The organism is Streptomyces sp. a15, from assembly GCF_059026085.1.
Map to the genome: position 1 here is coordinate 140,259 of NZ_JBWLKM010000007.1, position 18,333 is coordinate 158,591.

Annotated in this window: 13 protein-coding genes and 2 pseudogenes; 10 read left to right on the forward strand and 5 right to left on the reverse strand. The window is 69.2% G+C overall.

The features are described from left to right. Positions 1-48: 48 nt before the first annotated feature. Together AC5P09_RS10770 and AC5P09_RS10775 are read right to left on the reverse strand one after the other, a co-directional pair. Entirely contained in the window at positions 49-1,386 is a 1,338-nt protein-coding gene (locus AC5P09_RS10770; RefSeq protein WP_493873634.1) for a 6-phospho-beta-glucosidase, read from the reverse strand. Then, on the reverse strand, positions 1,383-2,168 hold the full coding sequence (locus AC5P09_RS10775) for a DeoR/GlpR family DNA-binding transcription regulator (protein WP_493873635.1): 786 nt from the start codon (positions 2,166-2,168) through the stop codon (positions 1,383-1,385). The genes AC5P09_RS10770 and AC5P09_RS10775 overlap by 4 nt, the downstream gene beginning before the upstream one ends. A 139-nt stretch (positions 2,169-2,307) precedes the next feature. On the opposite strand from AC5P09_RS10775, the gene AC5P09_RS10780 reads away from it, so the two are divergent. The 10 genes and pseudogenes from AC5P09_RS10780 to AC5P09_RS10825 form a co-directional block, all read left to right on the forward strand. Further along, on the forward strand, positions 2,308-3,327 hold the full coding sequence (locus tag AC5P09_RS10780) for a carbohydrate kinase family protein (protein ID WP_493873636.1): 1,020 nt from the start codon (positions 2,308-2,310) through the stop codon (positions 3,325-3,327). Between the two features lie 77 nt (positions 3,328-3,404). Then, positions 3,405-4,691 (forward strand): ABC transporter substrate-binding protein, encoded by a 1,287-nt coding sequence (locus AC5P09_RS10785; protein ID WP_493873695.1) that lies wholly within the window; start codon positions 3,405-3,407, stop codon positions 4,689-4,691. Next, positions 4,691-5,653: a carbohydrate ABC transporter permease gene (locus AC5P09_RS10790; RefSeq protein WP_493873637.1), complete on the forward strand. Its 963-nt coding sequence runs from the start codon at positions 4,691-4,693 to the stop codon at positions 5,651-5,653. The genes AC5P09_RS10785 and AC5P09_RS10790 overlap by 1 nt, the downstream gene beginning before the upstream one ends. Before the next feature lie 15 nt (positions 5,654-5,668). Next, positions 5,669-6,532 (forward strand): carbohydrate ABC transporter permease, encoded by an 864-nt coding sequence (locus AC5P09_RS10795; protein WP_493873638.1) that lies wholly within the window; start codon positions 5,669-5,671, stop codon positions 6,530-6,532. Then, a complete protein-coding gene (locus tag AC5P09_RS10800) occupies positions 6,532-9,459 on the forward strand; it encodes a glycoside hydrolase family 2 TIM barrel-domain containing protein (RefSeq protein ID WP_493873639.1) in 2,928 nt (975 codons plus the stop codon). The genes AC5P09_RS10795 and AC5P09_RS10800 overlap by 1 nt, the downstream gene beginning before the upstream one ends. A gap of 51 nt (positions 9,460-9,510) precedes the next feature. Continuing rightward, positions 9,511-11,343, forward strand: coding sequence for a LamG-like jellyroll fold domain-containing protein (locus tag AC5P09_RS10805; RefSeq protein WP_493873640.1), 1,833 nt, complete (start codon positions 9,511-9,513; stop codon positions 11,341-11,343). A gap of 86 nt (positions 11,344-11,429) precedes the next feature. After that, on the forward strand, positions 11,430-13,097 hold the full coding sequence (locus AC5P09_RS10810; protein ID WP_493873641.1) for a PHP domain-containing protein: 1,668 nt from the start codon (positions 11,430-11,432) through the stop codon (positions 13,095-13,097). Next, positions 13,094-13,426 (forward strand): annotated as a pseudogene (locus AC5P09_RS10815) (hypothetical protein); the annotation flags it as partial. The gene AC5P09_RS10810 and the pseudogene AC5P09_RS10815, both read left to right, overlap by 4 nt. Before the next feature lie 177 nt (positions 13,427-13,603). Further along, positions 13,604-14,827 (forward strand): RNA-guided endonuclease InsQ/TnpB family protein, encoded by a 1,224-nt coding sequence (locus AC5P09_RS10820; protein ID WP_493873696.1) that lies wholly within the window; start codon positions 13,604-13,606, stop codon positions 14,825-14,827. 84 nt (positions 14,828-14,911) lie between these two features. Continuing rightward, positions 14,912-15,412, forward strand: a pseudogene (locus tag AC5P09_RS10825) (hypothetical protein); the annotation flags it as partial. Between the two features lie 21 nt (positions 15,413-15,433). Here AC5P09_RS10825 and AC5P09_RS10830 read toward each other — a convergent pair. Genes AC5P09_RS10830 through AC5P09_RS10840 form a run of 3 tightly spaced genes read right to left on the reverse strand, consistent with a single transcriptional unit; the run spans position 15,434 to position 18,333 of the window. Continuing rightward, positions 15,434-15,889, reverse strand: coding sequence for a MaoC family dehydratase (locus AC5P09_RS10830; protein WP_266450222.1), 456 nt, complete (start codon positions 15,887-15,889; stop codon positions 15,434-15,436). 42 nt (positions 15,890-15,931) lie between these two features. Further along, positions 15,932-17,437 carry an acyl-CoA synthetase gene (locus AC5P09_RS10835; RefSeq protein ID WP_493873642.1) on the reverse strand — a complete coding sequence of 502 codons (1,506 nt, stop codon included), beginning with the start codon at positions 17,435-17,437 and terminating at the stop codon, positions 15,932-15,934. An 11-nt stretch (positions 17,438-17,448) separates the two neighbouring features. After that, positions 17,449-18,333: an amidohydrolase family protein gene (locus tag AC5P09_RS10840; RefSeq protein WP_493873643.1), complete on the reverse strand. Its 885-nt coding sequence runs from the start codon at positions 18,331-18,333 to the stop codon at positions 17,449-17,451.

Consider the following 18,333-nt stretch of genomic DNA (forward strand, 5'->3'; position numbering starts at 1 on the left):
CAGGAACCAGGGAAGCCAGAAGGGGTGGAAAGCGCTTACCGAGCGCGCTCAGTCAAGGTACGCGAGACCGGGGTGGACGTCGGTGTACCCCTCGACCAGGCGCCGGGCCACGTTGACCGAGTCGACCAGCGGGTGCAGCGCGAAGGCCTTCACGGCCGTCGCACGGGAGTGGGACTCGGCGGCGGCCAGCACCTCCCGCTCGACGGCCTTCACCGAGCAGACCAGGCCGGTGGCGTGGTCGGGCAGCGGGGCGACGGCGACCGGGTGCGCCCCGTTGGCGTCGACCAGGCAGGGCACCTCGATGACGGCGTCCGCGTCGAGCACCGAGAGGGTGCCCTGGTTGCGGACGTTGAGGATCAGGGTCGTGCGCTCGTCGCGGGCGATGGCCCGCATCAGGGCGAGGGCCACCTTCTCGTAGCCGCCGGACAGGTCGTCGGCGTCGCGCTCGCCGGCGCCGGCCGTCTCCCGGTTCTCGGACATGTAGGTGGCCTCGCGCTCGGCGCGGGTGCGGTCCCAGGCGGTCAGGGCGGCCGCGTCGGGGCGCTTCATCTCTTCGTAGAAGCGGGCCTGCTGGTCGGCGAGGAAGGCGCCGCGGGTCTTCTCGGCCTGCTGGTAGGCGCGGACGGCTTCCCGGTTGAAGTAGTAGTAGTGCAGGTATTCGTTGGGAATGGCTCCCAGGGACTGCAGCCAGTCGACGCCGAAGAGCTTGCCCTCCTCGAAGGAGCCGAGCAGGTCGGGGTCGGCGAGCAGGCGCGGGAGCTCGTCGCGGCCGGCGACGCGCAGGCCGCGGACCCAGCCGAGGTGGTTGAGGCCGACGTAGTCGATCCAGGCCTCGCGCGGGTTGGCGCCGAGCACGCGGGCGATACGGCGGCCGAGGCCGACCGGCGAGTCGCAGATGCCGATGACGCGGTCGCCCAGGTGGCGGGACATGGCCTCGGTGACCAGTCCGGCCGGGTTGGTGAAGTTGATGAGCCAGGCGTCGGGGGCGAGGCGGGCCACGCGGCGCGCGATGTCGACGGCCACGGGGACCGTCCGCAGGCCGTACGCGATGCCGCCCGCGCCGACGGTCTCCTGGCCGAGGACACCCTCGGCCAGCGCCACCCGCTCGTCGTGGGCCCGGCCCTCCAGTCCGCCGACGCGGATCGCGGAGAAGATGAAGTCGGCGCCGCGCAGGGCCTCGTCGAGGTCGGTGGTGGCGGTCACCTTGGGTGCGTCGGGTACGTCGGCGGCCTGCTCATCCAGTACACGGGCGACTGCATACAGTCGACTGTCGTCCAGATCGTGCAGAACGACTTCCGTGACCCGGCCCTCGGCGTGGTCCGTCAGCAGCGCCCCGTACACGAGCGGTACGCGGAATCCGCCGCCGCCCAGAATCGTCAGCTTCACGCTGCGCCCGCCTTTCCAGATTTCCGTGGTTCTCCTGCCATGACCACGTCGACGCCGGCCTCCTCCAGGGAGGACCGCGTCGCCGCGTTCACCGGCGCGTTCGTCACCACCGCGTCCAGGTCCTCGGGACCGCAGACCTTCGCCATGCCGGTACCCGGAAACTTCGCCGAGTCGGCGAGCAGGACGACCTTGTCACTGGCCTTGATCATGGCCCGTTTCACCGGGACCTCGACGACCGTCGTGTCCATCACCTGCCCGCCCGGGCGCACTCCACTGGTGCCGAGGAAGAGCCAGTCGGCATGCAGCTGGCGCAGGTTGTCCTCGGTGAGGAAGCCGACCAGGGAGCGGTACTCGCGGCGGACCATGCCGCCGAGCAGCACCAGCTCGATGCCCTCGTCGTCGGCGAGCTCCTCGTAGACCACGAGGTTGCTGGTGATCACGGTGAGGCGGCGGCCGTGCAGTTGGCGGGCCAGGCGGTAGGCGGTGGTGCCGATGTCGAGCAGCACCGACTGACCGTCGGCGACCATGGCGGCGGCATGCGCGGCTATGGCGTCCTTCTCGGCCACGCGCACCTCGGCGACCTCGGCGAAGGGCTGGTCGCCCTCGTCGGCCACGGCGCCGCCGTGCACCCGCGTCAGCAGGCCGTCCTCCTCGAGTTTGACGAGGTCGCGTCTGACCGTGGCGGGGCTCACACCCAGCTGCTCGGAGAGATCGGTCACGGCCGCGGGTCCGCCGGAGCGAAGGACCCGCAGGATGAGTTGATGTCGTCGTTCTGCCAGCACGACGTGAACACTACTCGTCATCTTCAATCATTTCTATGCTCACTTCTGCTGAGGTCTTGACCAATGTCGCCGAGCAGCGCACGATTCCGGTCACGAAATGAAGAGTTTTGACGAGCTCTCCCGACGAGAGGATGTGCGCGTGGACGACGACCGGCCCGACGTGCTGCTGACCGGGCTGCTCTTCTACGACCTCGTCCTCACCGGTCTGGACAGGCCGCCCACGCCGGGCGAGGAGATCTGGACGGCCGGCATGGGCTGCGGCCCCGGCGGCATCGCCAACCTGGCCGCCGCCGCCGCCCGCTTCGGTCTGAGGACCTCCCTGGCGACGGTCTTCGGCGACGACTTCTACGGCGCGTACTGCCAGGAGATCCTCGCCGGCCAGGAAGGCGTCGACCTCTCGCTGTCCCGCGTCGCCCAGGGCTGGCACACCCCGGTCACCGTCGCGCTCGCACACGGCCAGGACCGGGCCCTCGTCACGCACGGCCAGGAACCGCCGTACTCGCAGGACGCACTGATGGGCGACCCGCCCGAGGCGCGCACCGCCCTCGTGCACCTCGAGGCCGAACCGCGCGCCTGGCTCGCCAAGGCCGCCGCGAACGGCACCCAGATCTACGCCGACGTCGGCTGGGACCCCACCCAGGAGTGGTCCACCGCCCTCCTGGACCAGCTCTCCCTGTGCCACGCCTTCCTGCCCAACGAGACCGAGGCGATGGCCTACACCCGCACCGACAGCGCGGTCGCGGCCCTCGGCACGCTCGCCGAACTGGTTCCGGTGGCCGTGGTGACACGCGGCGGCGACGGCGCCGTCGCCGTGGACCAGAGCACCGGCGAGTACGCCGACGTGCCCGCCCTCGACCTCGACGTCCTGGACGCGACGGGCGCCGGGGACGTCTTCGGCGCGAGCTTCGTGGCGGCCTCGCTCGGCGGCTGGCCGCTGGAGGAACGGCTGCGGTTCGCCGTACTGGCCGCCGGCCTGTCCGTACAGCACCACGGCGGCGCGCTGGCGGCGCCCGGCTGGTACGGCATCGACCGCTGGTGGCGCTCCCTGACCGATCCCGAGCTGAAGCGGACGTACGGCTTCCTGGCCGAGCGACTGCCCGGCGATCCCGGTCCGCCCGTCCAGTACGCCCCGGTGACGCCTCCCGCACGGCAGCACTGACCCCCCGGGCTCGTAAGACCCCCGACATCCCCCCTCGTATGCGAAGTCACGAACAGATCCGAAAGGCGGTGGGAGCTGTGCGGCTCTCACGAAGAGGCCTCCTGCGCGCGGGCCTGGCCGGCACGGCCGCCACCGCGCTGGGCGGCCTGGCGTCCGGCTGTGCCGTTCCGACCGGCTCGACCGGCCGGAAGATGGTCCTGTGGTACTGGGACGGCGGCCTGGGCGACACGGTCATCGACAAGGCCAAGGCCCGTTACGACAGCACGGTCGACCTCCAGGCCATCAAGATCGGCGGCTACTACCGGTCCAAGCTGATCACCACGATGGCCGGCCGCGCCCACATCCCCGACATCGCCGGCCTCAAGGGCGAGGACATGGCGTCCTACCTGCCCAACGCGGACCAGTTCGTGGACCTGCGGACCCTGGGCGCGGAGAAGTACAAGAGCCAGTACCTGTCCTGGAAGTGGGACCAGGGCATCGCCGACGACGGCTCGATGGTGGGCTTCCCCATCGACTGCGGGCCGGTCGCGCACTTCTACCAGTACGAGGTCTTCCGCAAGGCGGGACTGCCGTACGAGCCCGCCGACGTGTCCCGGGAGCTCAACACCTGGGAGAAGTACTTCGCGGCGGGCGAGCAGCTCCGGAAGCGGATTCCGGGGACCTGCCTGCTCACTGACGTCAACAGCGTCTTCGAGAACGTGGTCCAGCAGGGCAGCAAGCGGTACGTCGACAAGGACCGGCACTTCATCGGCGACCAGGAGCACGTGCGGGGCGCCTGGGCGCTCGCCGTTCAGGCCAAGCGGCGCGGGATCGTCTCCAACCTGGTCACCGGCACCCCGGACCAGATCTCGGCGGTGGACTCCGGCAAGCTGCCCAGCCAGCTCGGCGCCTCCTGGGCAACGTACGACATCAAGAACGGCAACCCGAAGACCAAAGGCAGATGGCGGATCGCCGACATGCCGGTGCGGCCCTCCAACAACGGCGGCTCCTTCCTGTCGATCACCAAGGAGTGCCGGGAGCCCGAGCGGGCCTTCGAGATCATCGCGTGGATGCTCAACGCGGCCAACCAGGCCTCGGGGTACGTCGACGCGGGTCTCTTCCCCTCCACCCCGGCCTCGTACGGCCTGAAGCAACTGCGCGAACCCGACCCGTTCTTCGGCGGCCAGGTGACGACGGACGTCTTCGGGCCCGCCGCGCAGAAGATCGTGGTCGCCTACAACAGCCCCTTCGACGTGGCGCTCGGGCAGCCCATCAAGGACGAGATCAAGAACGTCGGCGTCCTCGGCAAGGACCCGGAGAAGGCCTGGAGTGACGCCATGAGCAAGTGCCGGCGGATCGCGAAGCACCTGGGGGTGAGCTACTGATGGCCACCGTCCCCGCCCTGGAGAAGCCCCCCGTGGTCCTGGCGGACCCGCCCGCCGTGCGGCCGAGGAACGGGTTGCGCAAGTACTGGCACCTGTATGCCGCGATCTCCCCGTTCTATCTGCTGTTCGTCGCCTTCGGTCTGATCCCCGTCGGCTTCTCGCTCTACCTCTCCTTCCACCGCTGGGACGGCCTCGGCTCGATGGAGTGGGCGGGCCTGTCGCAGTACCAGTACCTGGTGAGCGACAGCGACTTCTGGAGCTCGATCGGCAACACGATCATCATCTGGGCGCTGGCCACCTTCCCCATGATCTTCCTGGCGATGGTCACGGCCGTGATGCTCAACGCGGCGGTCCGCTTCAAGAACGTCTACCGGTTCGCCTACTTCCTGCCGAACGTCACCTCGGTGGTGGCGATCGCGATCGTCTTCGGCTCGGTGTTCTCCACCAACTTCGGCCTGGTGAACGCCCTGTTGCAGGCCTTGGGCCTTGACCAGGTGGCCTGGCTGAACACGCCGTGGGGCATCAAGGTCGCCATCGCGACGCTGATGACCTGGCAGTGGGTCGGCTACAACGCGATCATCTTCCTCGCGGGACTGCAGACCATCCCGGGCGAGCTGTACGAGGCGGCGCGCATGGACGGCGCCGGGCCCCTGCAGACGTTCTTCCGGATCACGCTGCCCCTGCTGCGGCCGACCCTGCTGTTCGTGCTCGTGGTCTCCACGGTCACCGGCCTGCAGAGCTTCACCGAAGCGCAGGTCCTGCTGCAGAACACCTCGAACGACTCGACGTTCTCCGGCGGTCCGGACCACGCGGGCCGGACGATGGTCCTCTACTTCTTCCAGCAGACCTTCGACAACAACGACTTCGGCTACGGCGCCGCCGTGGCGTGGGGCATCTTCCTCGTCGTCGTCATCTTCTCGATCATCAACTGGCGGCTGGTGCAGCGCCGCGACGAAGACTAGGGAGGCCCGAACACCATGGCATCCATCCAAGGCACGAGGCGCCCCAAGGGCATACAGGGTGTCCGGCGCCGGGGCATCGCACTGCACGCGGTCCTCGTCATCGGGCTGCTGCTGTCGGCCTTCCCGTTCTACTGGGCCATCATCATGTCGACGCACACGTCGACCGAGATCTTCTCCTACCCGCCGAAGCTGCTGCCCGGCTCACACTTCCTGCAGAACGCGCGCAGTCTCTTCGACAACATCGACTTCTTCGGCTCGATGTTCAACTCGCTGCTCGTGGCGTGTGCGGTGACCTTCCTGGTCCTGTTCTTCGACTCGCTGGCCGCGTTCGTCTTCGCCAAGTTCGACTTCCCGGGCCGCAGGCTGCTGTTCGTCGTGCTGATGGCGATCTTCATGGTGCCGACGCAGATGGCGATCATCCCGCAGTTCGTGATCATGGCGAAGATCGGCTGGATCGGCTCGATGACGGCGCTCATCGTGCCGGCCGCGGCCAACGCGTTCGGCATCTTCTGGATGCGCCAGTACATGCGGAGCGCGATCCACGACGAACTGCTGGACGCCTCGAAGATCGACGGGGCGAACTTCCTGCGCCAGTACTGGCACGTGGCCCTCCCGGTCGTCCGCCCGGGTCTCGCCTTCCTCGGCATCTTCACCTTCATGGCCCAGTGGAACGACTACGCCTGGCCCCTGATCGCCCTCACCAACCCGGACAACGTCACCCTCCAGGTCGCGCTGTCCCAGCTCAACGGCGTCCATGGCACCACCGACTACGGCATGGTGATGACCGGCGCGCTGCTCGCCCTCGTCCCGCTGCTGATCGTCTTCGCGATCGGCGCCAAGCAGATCATCGGCGACCTCGGCAAGGGGGCCATCCGCTGATGGACCCCTTGCTGGCGCTGCGCCCCTGGGAGACACCCGAGGTGACGTCCTGGGGGCGGCTGCCGATGAACGCCACAGGCCGCCGCCCCGGGGCGCTGAAGCTGGACGGCGACTGGCGCTTCCAGCTGCTGCCGGCCCCGGACGCGCCGGTCGCGGAGATGTGGTCGTCGGCATACGTTCCCGGTGTCTGGACCATGCAGGACACCGACGACCCTCCGCAGTACACGAACGTCCGTATGCCGTATACAGAATTCCCTCCACTGTCGCCCGCCGACAATCCGACGGGTGTGTACGAGCGTGCGGTGGACGTGCCCGCCGAGTGGGCGGGGCGGCGGATCGTGCTCCAGGTCGGGGCCGCCGAGAGCGTCCTCCTCGTGCACGTGAACGGGCGGCCGGTCGGCATCTCCAAGGACTCCCATCTGGCCGCCGACTTCGACCTGACGGGGCTGGTGCGGGCCGGTGAGCGGGCGGTCGTACGGCTGACGGTCGTGAAGTGGTCGGACGCCTCGCACATCGAGGACCAGGACCAGTGGTGGCACGGGGGCGTCACCCGGTCGGTGCTGCTGTACGCGACGGATCCGCTGCACCTCGCCGACGTGAGCGTGCGGGCGGGCCGGTACGGGGAACTGCGGGTCGACTGCCGGGTGCGGGAGTCGGGAGGCGGTGCGCTGCCCGAGGGCTGGTACGTCAGCGGCGAACTCGACGGTCACCTGCTCACGCAGGACACCGAGTTCGACCGGGCCAACACCGACGACGACCGCGTCTCCGACTTCCTCGGCGAGGCACGGCTGCAGACCACCGTCGCCGACGTGCGTACCTGGAACGCCGAGACGCCCGAGCTGTATGACCTGACCGTGCGGCTGCACCGCGCCGACGGCACGGTCGCCGACGCCTCGCAGCACCGCGTCGGCTTCCGGGACGTCGAGATCGTCGGGCGGGACCTGCTGGTCAACGGCGAGCGGGTGTTCGTCCGGGGCGTCAACCGGCACGACTTCCATCCGCTGACCGGGCCGACGGTGTCGTACGACGACATGCGCGCCGATCTGGTCGTGCTGAAGCGTTTCGGCTTCAACGCGATCCGCACCTCCCACTACCCGGGCGATCCGGCGCTGTACGACCTCGCCGACGAGCTCGGTTTCTATGTCGTCGACGAGGCGGACATCGAGTCCCATGACCACGCGCACGAGATCGCCGACGACCCGCGCTATCTGAACGCCTTCGTGGACCGGGTCTCCCGGATGGTGCTGCGGGACAAGAACCACCCCTCGGTGATCATCTGGTCGCTGGGCAACGAGTCCGACTACGGCGCCAATCACGACGCGGCGGCGGGCTGGGTGCGCCGGCACGATCCGACCCGGCCGATCCAGTACGAGGGCGCCGCCAAGCTCGGCTGGGCGGACCCGGAGCTCGCCTCCGACATCGCCTGCCCGATGTACGCGTCGCTGGAGGACTGCGTCGCGCACGCGCTGTCCGGCGAGCAGACCAAGCCGCTGATCCAGTGCGAGTACTCCCACGCGATGGGCAACAGCAACGGCACGCTGGCGGACCACTGGGCGGCCATCGAGTCCACCCCGGGGCTTCAGGGCGGCTTCATCTGGGAGTTCTGGGACCACGGCATCCTGCAGCGTGTGAACAACGGAAGACCGGTGGGCCGCGGGGGCGCCGGACTCTATGACAACGGTGTCGCCGCGCCCGGCCACCGCTGGGCGTACGGCGGCGACTTCGGGGAGCGGATCCACGACGGTGCGTTCATCGCCGACGGCGTGGTCTTCCCGGACCGCACGCCCAAGCCCGTGATGTACGAGCACCGGGAGATCGCGGCGCCGGTGCGGCTGGAGTGCTTCCGGCACGAGGGCGTCGTCGTCGGCAACCACCAGCACTTCCGCGGCACGGACTGGCTGTCCGCCCGGTGGGAGCTGGCCCTGGCCGACGGCGGCACGCTGACCGCGCCCGCCGCTCTGCCCGATCTGCGCCCCGGTGAGACGGCGGCGGTGCCGCTGCCGTTCGAGCTGCCCGAGGACGGCGGTGAGGCGTGGCTGACGCTGCGGGTGACGACCGCCGACGACGAGCCGTGGGCGCCGCGCGGGACGGTGGTGTGTCTGCCGCAGGTGCGGCTGCGCGCGGCGGCGCCCTTCGAGAGCCTCGCCCCGGTGGTGCAGAACCGTTCCGTCGAGGTCGACGGGGAGGGGCTGCTGGTACATCCCCTGCTCGCCTCCGCCCCCGTTCTCTCGCTGTGGCGGGCGCCCACCGACAACGACGAGCTGGGCGGGATGGCGCTGCGCTGGCGGACCTGGGGGCTGGACACGCCGGTGCGCAAGGTCGTCGACGTACGCCGGGTGGCGGGGCAGGTCACCGTGCACGCCGAGTACGCGACGGAGCCGGGTGTCGTCCGCCATGTGCAGGTGTTCACGCCGGTCGAGGGCGGCATCCGTGTCGAGGAGCGGGCCGAACTGCCGGACGGGCTCGCCGATGTGGCGCGGGTCGGGTCCGTGTTCGAGACGGTGGCGGGTCTGGACCTGATGGAGTGGTACGGACAGGGCCCCTGGGAGTCGTATCCGGACCGCGGTTTCGGCGCGCCGGTCGGCCATCACTGCGTACCGGTGGACGAGTTGTTCACCCCTTATCTGCGTCCGCAGGAGAGCGGCGGGCGGCACGGCGTACGGCGGTTCACGCTGTCCGCGCCGGACGCCACCGGTCTCACGGTCGCGCTGGACGAGCCGCGGCAGGTGTCCGTGACCCGTTACCGCGCCGAGGACCTGACCGCCGTGACCCATCATGACGAACTCGTCCCGAGGGCGGGGTGCGTGGTCCATCTCGACGCGGCCCACCGCGGGCTGGGCACCGCCTCGTGCGGACCCGACACCTCACCGTCGTACCTCATCGCACCGGGTGTCCACCGCTGGAGCTGGACCCTGCGCGCCCTCTGATCTCCCCCCACGCCTTCTCTGTCACCTTTTACGCAGTGTTACGGAGCACACGTGTGCGTTTCGCATGAGCACGACCAGGGTGAGGCCGCGCAGGCCGGTGCCGGAAGACGCGGTTTCCTGCGGGCGACGGCGCTGCTGGGCGCCGCCGCGACGGCCGGTCTCGCGCTGCCGGCGGCCGCCGAGGCGGCCCCGGCTTCCGCGGCGAGTTGGCGGCCGGACCCGGACAGCCGGCGTTTCACCCTCGCCGTCATGCCCGACACGCAGTACCTCTTCGACGGGCCGAGCATCGACGAGGCGCCGTTCGAGGCGTCCTTGCGCTATCTGCTGGAGCACGGCAGGGACGAGAACATCGTCTTCCTGTCGCATCTCGGCGACCTCACCCAGAACGGCAGCCAGGTCGAAGTCAGCGCGATCGGCGAGGCGTTCAAGCTTCTCGACCGGAAGGGCGTCGGCTACAGCGTCCTGGCAGGCAACCACGACGTGAAGTCGTCGACCGACGACCAGCGCGGCTCGACGCCGTACCTGGACACCTTCGGACCGGACCGCTTCAAGGGCAAGCCGACGTTCGGCGGGGCCTCGCCGGACGGCTACAACACCTTCCACCTCTTCCGGGCCGCCGGCCGGGAGTGGATGGTGCTCGCACTGGACTGGCGACTGTCGGCGAAGGGGTACGCGTGGGCGAAGGAGGTCCTGGCCGCGCACCCGAAGACGCCCGTCGTCCTCACCACGCACGAGCTGATCGTCGAGGACGACAGCCTGTCGACGTACGGGCAGCAGCTGTGGGACCAGCTGGTCGAGGACCACGACCAGATCTTCCTCACCCTCAACGGCCACTACTGGCCCGCGGCCCGCGCAACCCGCAAGAACGCGGCGGGACATGACGTCCACCTTCACTTGACGAACTATCAGAACCGATACTTCGGCGGCGCGGCCATGATCCGCCTCTACCGCTTCGACCTCGACCGGAACACCATCGACGTGGAGACGGTATCCCCGTGGATCCTGGGCCGGGCCGCGAAGGGGCTCAATGAGCTCGAGCGGCAGGAGATCGAACTGAGCGGTGACGCCGACCGGTTCTCGGTGGACATCGACTTCGCCGCGCGATTCTCCGGCTTCGACCCAGTGCCCGGCCGCCCCGAGCGGCCCGCCGCGAAGATCGTCGTCCCGGGCACGGTCGCGTACTGGCGCTTCGAGTCGCCCGTGAACGGCACCGTCCGCGACCTGTCCGGCCGCGGCAACGACCTCACCCTGGTGACGGTGGGCGGCGGCTCACTGGGCTGGTCCTCGGACCACCACCCGGATCAACCCGGCCACGGCAGCCTGGAGTTCCAGGGCTACAAGCCGCCGTTGAAGGGCGCGTACCTGCGCACGGTCGACGGCGCTCCACTCAACTCCGCGACTTTCAGGGGCGGTTACACCATCGAGGCCTTCTACCGTCTCCCCGCCGACTGGGACCCGTCCCACCACGCCTGGTCCGGCCTGGTCAGTCGTACCGGCACGGGCGGCGCCGCCGGGAAGACCGGCGACGACCCGGACGAGCCGATCGCCACGCTCTCCCTGTCGAACGACCGCGAGCCCCAGTGGGCCATGCGCCCGCTCAACCAGGAGGGCATCGCCACCAACTGGGGTCAGGAGACGCCACTGGAGACCTGGTGGCACCTCGCTGTCGTCAACGACGGCATGCACACCACGCTGTACGTCCAGGGCTGCCCGGTCGTCCGCAACCCGAAGGCGTCCGCCGTCGGGATCACCTCGGTCGGACTGCCGTGGCTGCTCGGCGGCTACGAGTACGGCGGCCAGATCGACCAGATCCTCTACGGTCGGCTCGGCGACGTCCGGATCGTCGAGCGGGCGCTGCCGGTCACGGCGTTCATGAACCACTGACCCACCTCGAGCCCCTCGACCTCTCCTCCACTCCATCCCCGTGCTCGACGCGTGTCCGCGTCCGCCCCCTTGAGAGAGATCAGCCCATGTCCGAGCAACAGCTGCCCAGTTGGGCGGATCCGTCCGTCTCCTCCGCCGCCCTCGATCCGCAGGGCCTGTCCAGACGTCAGCTCATGCGCCGCGCGGGCCTGTTCGGCGCCGCCTTCGCGGCCGGTTCTCTCGCGACTCCCGCGGCCGCCCGGCCCCTCCCGTTCGGCGGCGAGGACCCGCGCCTCGCCTACCTCGTCGGCGACCACCACGTCCACTCCGTCTACAGCCACGACGCGAAGTACACGTTCCACCAGATCACCCAGGGGGCCGCCAAGTACGGCCTCGACTGGATGGTGTTCAACGAGCATTCCAACTTCGGGCACGCCCAGTACGGGGCGAAGCTGGAACACGAGGAGATCCTCAAGGCGCGCGCCCAGAACCCGTGTCAGCTGATCTTCCAGGGCCTGGAGTGGTACATCCCGGGCGCCGAGCACTGCACGATCTTCGCGGCGCCGGGTCCGCACGAGGTCGACCTGCTGACCCGGTTCGAGCTCGCCTACGACGGCAAGCTGCTCGGCTACACGGCGGGCGGTCCCACCGACCCCGACACACCCCGCAACGAGGCGCACGCCGTCAAGGCCATCCAGTGGCTCGCCGAACAGCGCCGCACCGGATACGTCGACGACGTGCTGGTTTTCGCCAACCACCCGTCCCGCCTGGGCATCGACTCCCCGCACGAGCTGCGAAACTGGCGCGACGCGGCCCCCGAGATCATGATCGGCATGGAGGGCGCGCCCGGTGCGCAGGGCGGCGGCATCCCGGGCTGGGTCGGATCCGGCCAGCAGCGCGGCGAGTACACGAACAAGCCGTCCGCGAACTCCTGGCCCGGCTACCCGGAGAACGCCTACGTCCTGTACGGCGGCTTCGACTGGATGACTGCGACGGTCGGCGGCATGTGGGACGCGATGCTCGCCGAGGGCAAGCTCTTCACGATCACCACCAACTCCGACGTGCACCGGGTCGTCTTCGACACCTGGAAGAACGGCGACTGGGCACCGGGGCAGAACTTCGACAACACCGGGCACATCCCCGACCCGGTGAACACCGACACCGAGCAGCCGGGCGGCGACTTCTGGCCCGGCCAGTTCAGCCGCACCCATGTGGGCGTGACCCGCTACGGCTACCGCGCGGTGATGTCCGGCCTGCGCGCGGGCCGGGTCTGGCTCGACCACGGGCATCTGCTGGACGGTCTCGACGTACGGCTGAAGCGGACCCACGACGCCGGCCGGGGCGTCACGCTCGGCGGCCGGCTGCGCGTCCGCAAGGGCGACAGGCTCAGCCTCGAGGTCACCGTGACGACGGCCTCGCGGCCCAACGCCCAGGGAATCCTGCCCGAGTTGGCGCACGTGGACGTGATCCGGGGCGCGGTGCGCGGCCCGGCGACCGACCGGGACACCTGGCAGGCGCCCGACACCAAGGTCGTCCACACGGCGGACGTCCTGGGCCGCAAGGGGACGTACACGCTGCGTATCCCGGTGACCGCCGGCGACGAGTCCTTCTACGTCCGGCTGCGCGGCAGCGACGGCAACCGCAACGGCACGGGCTATCTGGGCACCTCCGTGGACCCGCACGGTCCGATTCCCCATGTGCCCGGTGACGGTGACCCGTGGGCCGATACGTGGTTCTATTCCAACCCCATCTTCGTCGACGTGGCTGGTGCCTGACGAAGCGTCAACTGTTCGCCCTCTTCCTTTCATTAGGTGCCCTCACGCTCGGTGCGGGCACGGCGTCGGCCGCCGGCGACCCGCACTGGGCGCAGACCGGCACGGCGTACACCGACACGCTCGGTGGCGGGCAGGGGCTCGCCACCCGGGCGAACGGCTCGCTGCTGTACCGGGGACTGGCCTCCATCCCGCTGGACCTGCGCGTCAAGGGCTGGAATCACATCGGTGACCCGGACATCGCACGCGGGTACGTCTTCGACGCCTACCAGAGGCCCGACACGGCCACGTCGAAGATGTTCGCGGTGACCACCCCGGCCGGGAAGCGCTACCGGGATTCATTCGCAGTGCCCCGGCGTTCACGCCGGGAGTGAAGCGAATCTGATGGTTGCGACGCGGAGCGTCGCGGTGCCCTTCCGGCGGAGCCGGACTCGGCTGCAGGAGCGGCGAGCGTTCGCACGAATGTTCCGTCGTGACGGTGGGTGTGCGACATGTCTAATGTGATCGTCATGCAGCTCAGGTACGCCTTCAGGTTGTACCCGGACCCCGGCCAGCAGACCGCGTTGGCCAGGGCGTTCGGGTGCGCCCGCGTCGTGTTCAACGACGCGGTGCGTGCCCGTGAAGACGCCCGCAAGGCCGAGCAACCGTTCCCCAAGGCCGCGGAGTTGTCCACCCGCCTGATCACCCAGGCCAAGCGGACAGCGGAACGGTCCTGGCTGGGCGAGGTCTCTGCGGTCGTCCTGCAGCAGTCCCTGCGCGATGTCGAGAGCGCCTATCGCAACTTCTTCGCCTCCTTGAAGGGCGCCCGCAAGGGGCCCAAGATCGGTCCGCCGCGCTTCAAGTCCCGCAAGGATGCCCGGCAGTCGATCCGGTTCACCGCCAACGCCCGCTGGCACCTCACCGACAGCGACCGCCTGAACCTGCCGAAGATCGGCGCGGTGAAGGTGAAGTGGTCGCGCACCCTGCCCACCACCCCCACCTCGGTCACCGTCATCAAGGACGCGGCCGACAGGTACTTCGCGTCCTTCGTCATCGACACCGACCCCACCACCGACGCGGCACGGATGCCCGAAACCGACCGCACCATCGGCATCGACCTCGGCCTCACTCACTTCGCCGTCCTGTCCGACGGCACGAAAATCGACTCCCCGCGGTTCCTGCGCCGCGCGGAGAAGAAGCTGAAGAAGGCCCAGCGGGAGCTGTCCCGCAAACAGAAGGGATCCAAGAACCGCGAAAAGGCCCGCCTGACGGTCGCCCGCGCCCACGCCCAGGTCACCGACGCCCGCCGCGAGTTCCACCACCAGCTCTCCACGAAGCTGATCTCCGAGAACCAAGGGATCGCCGTGGAGGACCTGTCGGTGGCGGGACTGGCCCGCACCAGGCTGGCCAAGTCCGTGCACGACGCCGGATGGTCCTCGTTCGTGAACATGCTGGAATACAAAGCGGCAAGATACGGGCGGACTCTAGTGAAGATCGGCCGGTTCGAGCCGACCTCCCAGACCTGCTCCACCTGCGGCGTCAAGGACGGGCCCAAACCCCTGAACGTGCGGGAATGGACCTGTACCGCCTGCGGCACGGTCCACGACCGGGACCACAATGCCGCGATCAACGTGAAGACGGCCGCCGGACTGGCGGTATCGGCCTGCGGAGCGCCGGTAAGACCGGGAGCAATCCCGGCACAGCGTGAAGAAACAGGAAGCCACGGATTCCCGACCCAAGTCCGTGCCGCGTAGCGGCACAGCAACAAGTCGAGAAGGCCAGAATCCTCGGGCTTCAGCCCGAGGTGCAAGTCAAGAGTACGTCCACCGGCTCAACCCAACCCGGGCGAGAAGCTGAACAACTCCTTCGCCACCGTCTCGCCCGACGGGCAGTGGATGGTGTCGGGCGAGTGGGGCGAGCAGACCAGACTCCAGGTCTTCCCCGCCCCGCTGCTCAACCCGGCCACTCCCCCGACGGGAGGCGACCTGAAGGAGGCCGGGCAGATCACGCTCGACAAGCCGGTGCGTGACATCCAGGGCTGCGACTTCTTGAACGACACCCGGCTGGTGTGCGCCTCGAACGACGCCACCGGCACGCTGTTCCCCGAGATCCGGCCGCTCCTCCAGGTCGACCTGGCTCGAAAACTGGACGGGCGGCCGGTCACCGGCTCGGTGACGAGCCTGTTCGCCCTGCCGCAGCGCAGCGTGTGCACGGGCACGTTCGAGACGGAGGGCGTCGACTACGACGCCGGCCCCGGCACCCTGCGGGTGGAGATGATCCCGCCGGGCGTGTGCGCGGTGACGACCGCCGTCCACTCGTACCAGCAGGTCACCGACTGATCACCGGAGATACGGCGAACCTCAGGCGTAGAACCGCGACAGGCTCTGCAGCACCGCCGCCGGCTTCGTCCCGCCCTCGATCTCGATCGCCCCGTCGACGGCGACCTGCACACCGCCCGGCACGTCCTCGACCTCCACCAGCTTCGCCACCAGCCGGATGCGCGAGCCGACCTTCACCGGGGAGGGGAAACGCACCTTGTTCAGGCCGTAGTTGACCTTCGTGGTGACGCCCTGGACGTCCAGCAGCTCGGTGAACAGCGGGATGAAGAGGGAGAGGGTGAGATAGCCGTGCGCGATGGGGGCGCCGAAGGGGCCCGCCGCGGCCTTCTCCGGGTCCACGTGGATCCACTGGTGGTCGCCGGTCGCGTCGGCGAAGGTGTTGATGCGCTCCTGCGTGACCTCGATCCACTCGCTGGTGCCGAGGTCGCTGCCGGCGAGCTTCTTCAGTTCGTCGAGGCCGTTGACGGTGATGCCCATGTGGCTTTCCTTAGCTGGGAGTCGAACGCTGAGAGGTGAACGTCAGGAGTGGGTGCCGAAGCGCTTGCGCACCCGGGACTTGAGGAGCTTCCCGGAGGCGGTGCGCGGGAGTTCGTCCGCGACGACGACCGATTTCGGGATCTTGTACTTGGCGAGCCGGCCGGCGAGCGAGGCCAGTACCTCGTCGGGGTCCGGCGAGGCGCCCTCGCGGGGGACGACGACCGCGCGCGGCACCTCGCCCCACTTGTCGTCGGGCACGCCGATGACCGCGCACTCGACGATGTCCGGGTGGGCGAGGAGCAGGTCCTCGATCTCGGCGGGGTAGATGTTCTCCCCACCGGAGATGATCATGTCCTTTATACGGTCGACGATGTACACGTAACCGTCCTCGTCGACCCGCGCCGCGTCCCCGCTGCGGAACCAGCCGTCCGCGAAGGAGGCGTCCGTCTCCTCGGGCAGCCCCCAGTAGCCGGGCATGACATGAGGCCCGCGGACCACGACCTCGCCGGTCTCGTCGACGTCGACGGGAGCCAGGTCCGGCCGTACCACCCGGACGTCGGTGAAGAAGTGCGGCACCCCGGCCGAACCCGCCTTGCTCACCGCGTGTTCGGCGTCCAGGAACAGCGTCCCGGGGGACGCCTCCGTCATGCCGTAGCCCTGGAGGAAGGTCAGGCCCCGCTCCTGGTACGCGGCGATCAGCGGCGACGGCACCGGGGAGCCGCCGCAGGTGAGGATCCGCAGGGAGGACAGGTCGGCGTCCTTCCAGCGGGGGTGCCGGGCGATCTGGTCGAACATCGTCGGCACGCCGAACATGAAGGTGATCCGGTGCCGTTCGACCAGGTCGAAGGTGGCGTCCGGGTCGAAGGCCTCGACCAGGACGCAGGTGCCGCCCTTGAGGAGGACCGGCAGGGTGAGCATGTTCAGGCCCGCCGTGTGGAACAACGGGGCGGAGACCAGGGCGCGTTCGTCGGCGAGCAGATCGTGGTCGATGAGGACGTTGATCGCGTTCCAGGTGAGGTTGCCGTGGGTGAGCATCGCGCCCTTGGGGCGGCCGGTGGTGCCCGAGGTGTACATGATGATGCAGGTGTCGTCGGCGCCGACCGGCTCGTCGATGGGCTCGTCCTTGGCCGAGCTCAGCGCCTCCTCGTATTCGGCGCCGACCTCGACGTACGTCCGCACGTCGGTGCTGCCCGGCAGACCGGCGACCAGTCCCTGGAACGACGGGCCGTAGACGAGTGCCTTGGCACCGGAGTCGGCCAGCTGGTAGGCGATCTCCGGGCCGACGAGGCGGGTGTTCAGCGGCACGAACACCGCGCCGAGGACGCCCGCCGCGAACAGGGTCTCCAGATAGGAGGGGTGGTTGGTGCCGAGGTAGGCGATGCGGTCGCCGCGGCGGATGCCGCGGGTGCGCAGGGCGTGGGCCAGGCGAGTGGTGCGTGTATGCAATGTGCGGTAGTCCGTCGACTGCTCACCGTGGACCAGGGCCGTGCGGTGGGGGGTCTTGCGGGCCCGGCGTGCGGGCCACGACCCCAGTCCCTCGTTGCGCATGGTGACGCCCCTTATGGTTTGGTCAGCCCGAGCAGGCGGGCGGCGTTCTCCTTGAGGATCTTCGGCCTGACCTCGTCCTTGATCAACAGCTTCGCGAAGTCCGCCATCCAGCGGTCGGGGGTGAGGACGGGGAAGTCGGAGCCGAAGAGCACCTTGTCCTTCAGAAGTGTGTTGGCGTACTGCACCAGCTGCGGCGGGAAGTACTTCGGCGACCAGCCGGACAGGTCGATGTGCACGCCCGGCTTGTGGGTGGCGACGGCGAGGGCCTCGTCCTGCCAGGGGAAGGACGGGTGCGCCAGGATGATCTTCAGGTGCGGGAAGTCGGCGGCCACGTCGTCCACGTGCAGCGGGTTCGAGTACTTGAGCCGGATCCCGCCCCCGCCGGGCACGCCGGCGCCGATGCCGGTCTGGCCGGTGTGGAAGAGGGCGATGGTGCCGGTCTCCTCGATCACCTCGTAGAGGTCGTACGCCACCGAGCGGTCGTTGGGGAAGAAGCCCTGGATGCTCGGGTGGAACTTGAAGCCCTTCACCCCGTACTCCTCGACCAGGCGCCGGGCCTGCTTCACGCCCGCCTTACCCCGGAACGGGTCGATGGACGCGAAGGGGATGAGGACGTCCGCGTTGGCCGCGGCGGCCTCGGCGACCTCCTCGTTGGGCACGGGGGCCGTGCCGGTCGCGGACTCGGCGTCCACCGTGAAGATCACGGCGGCCATCTTCCGCTCCCGGTAGTAGGCGGCGGTCTCCTCCAGGGTCGGCTTCCGCTTGCCCTCGACCTTGAAGTAGGCGGAGGAGGCGTCGTGCAGGTCGTCGTCCAGGGAGGAGTGCCCCTTGGAGGACACCTCCGCGTGGGTGTGGACGTCGATCGCGACGAGATCCTCGACATTGAGGGTCGTCAT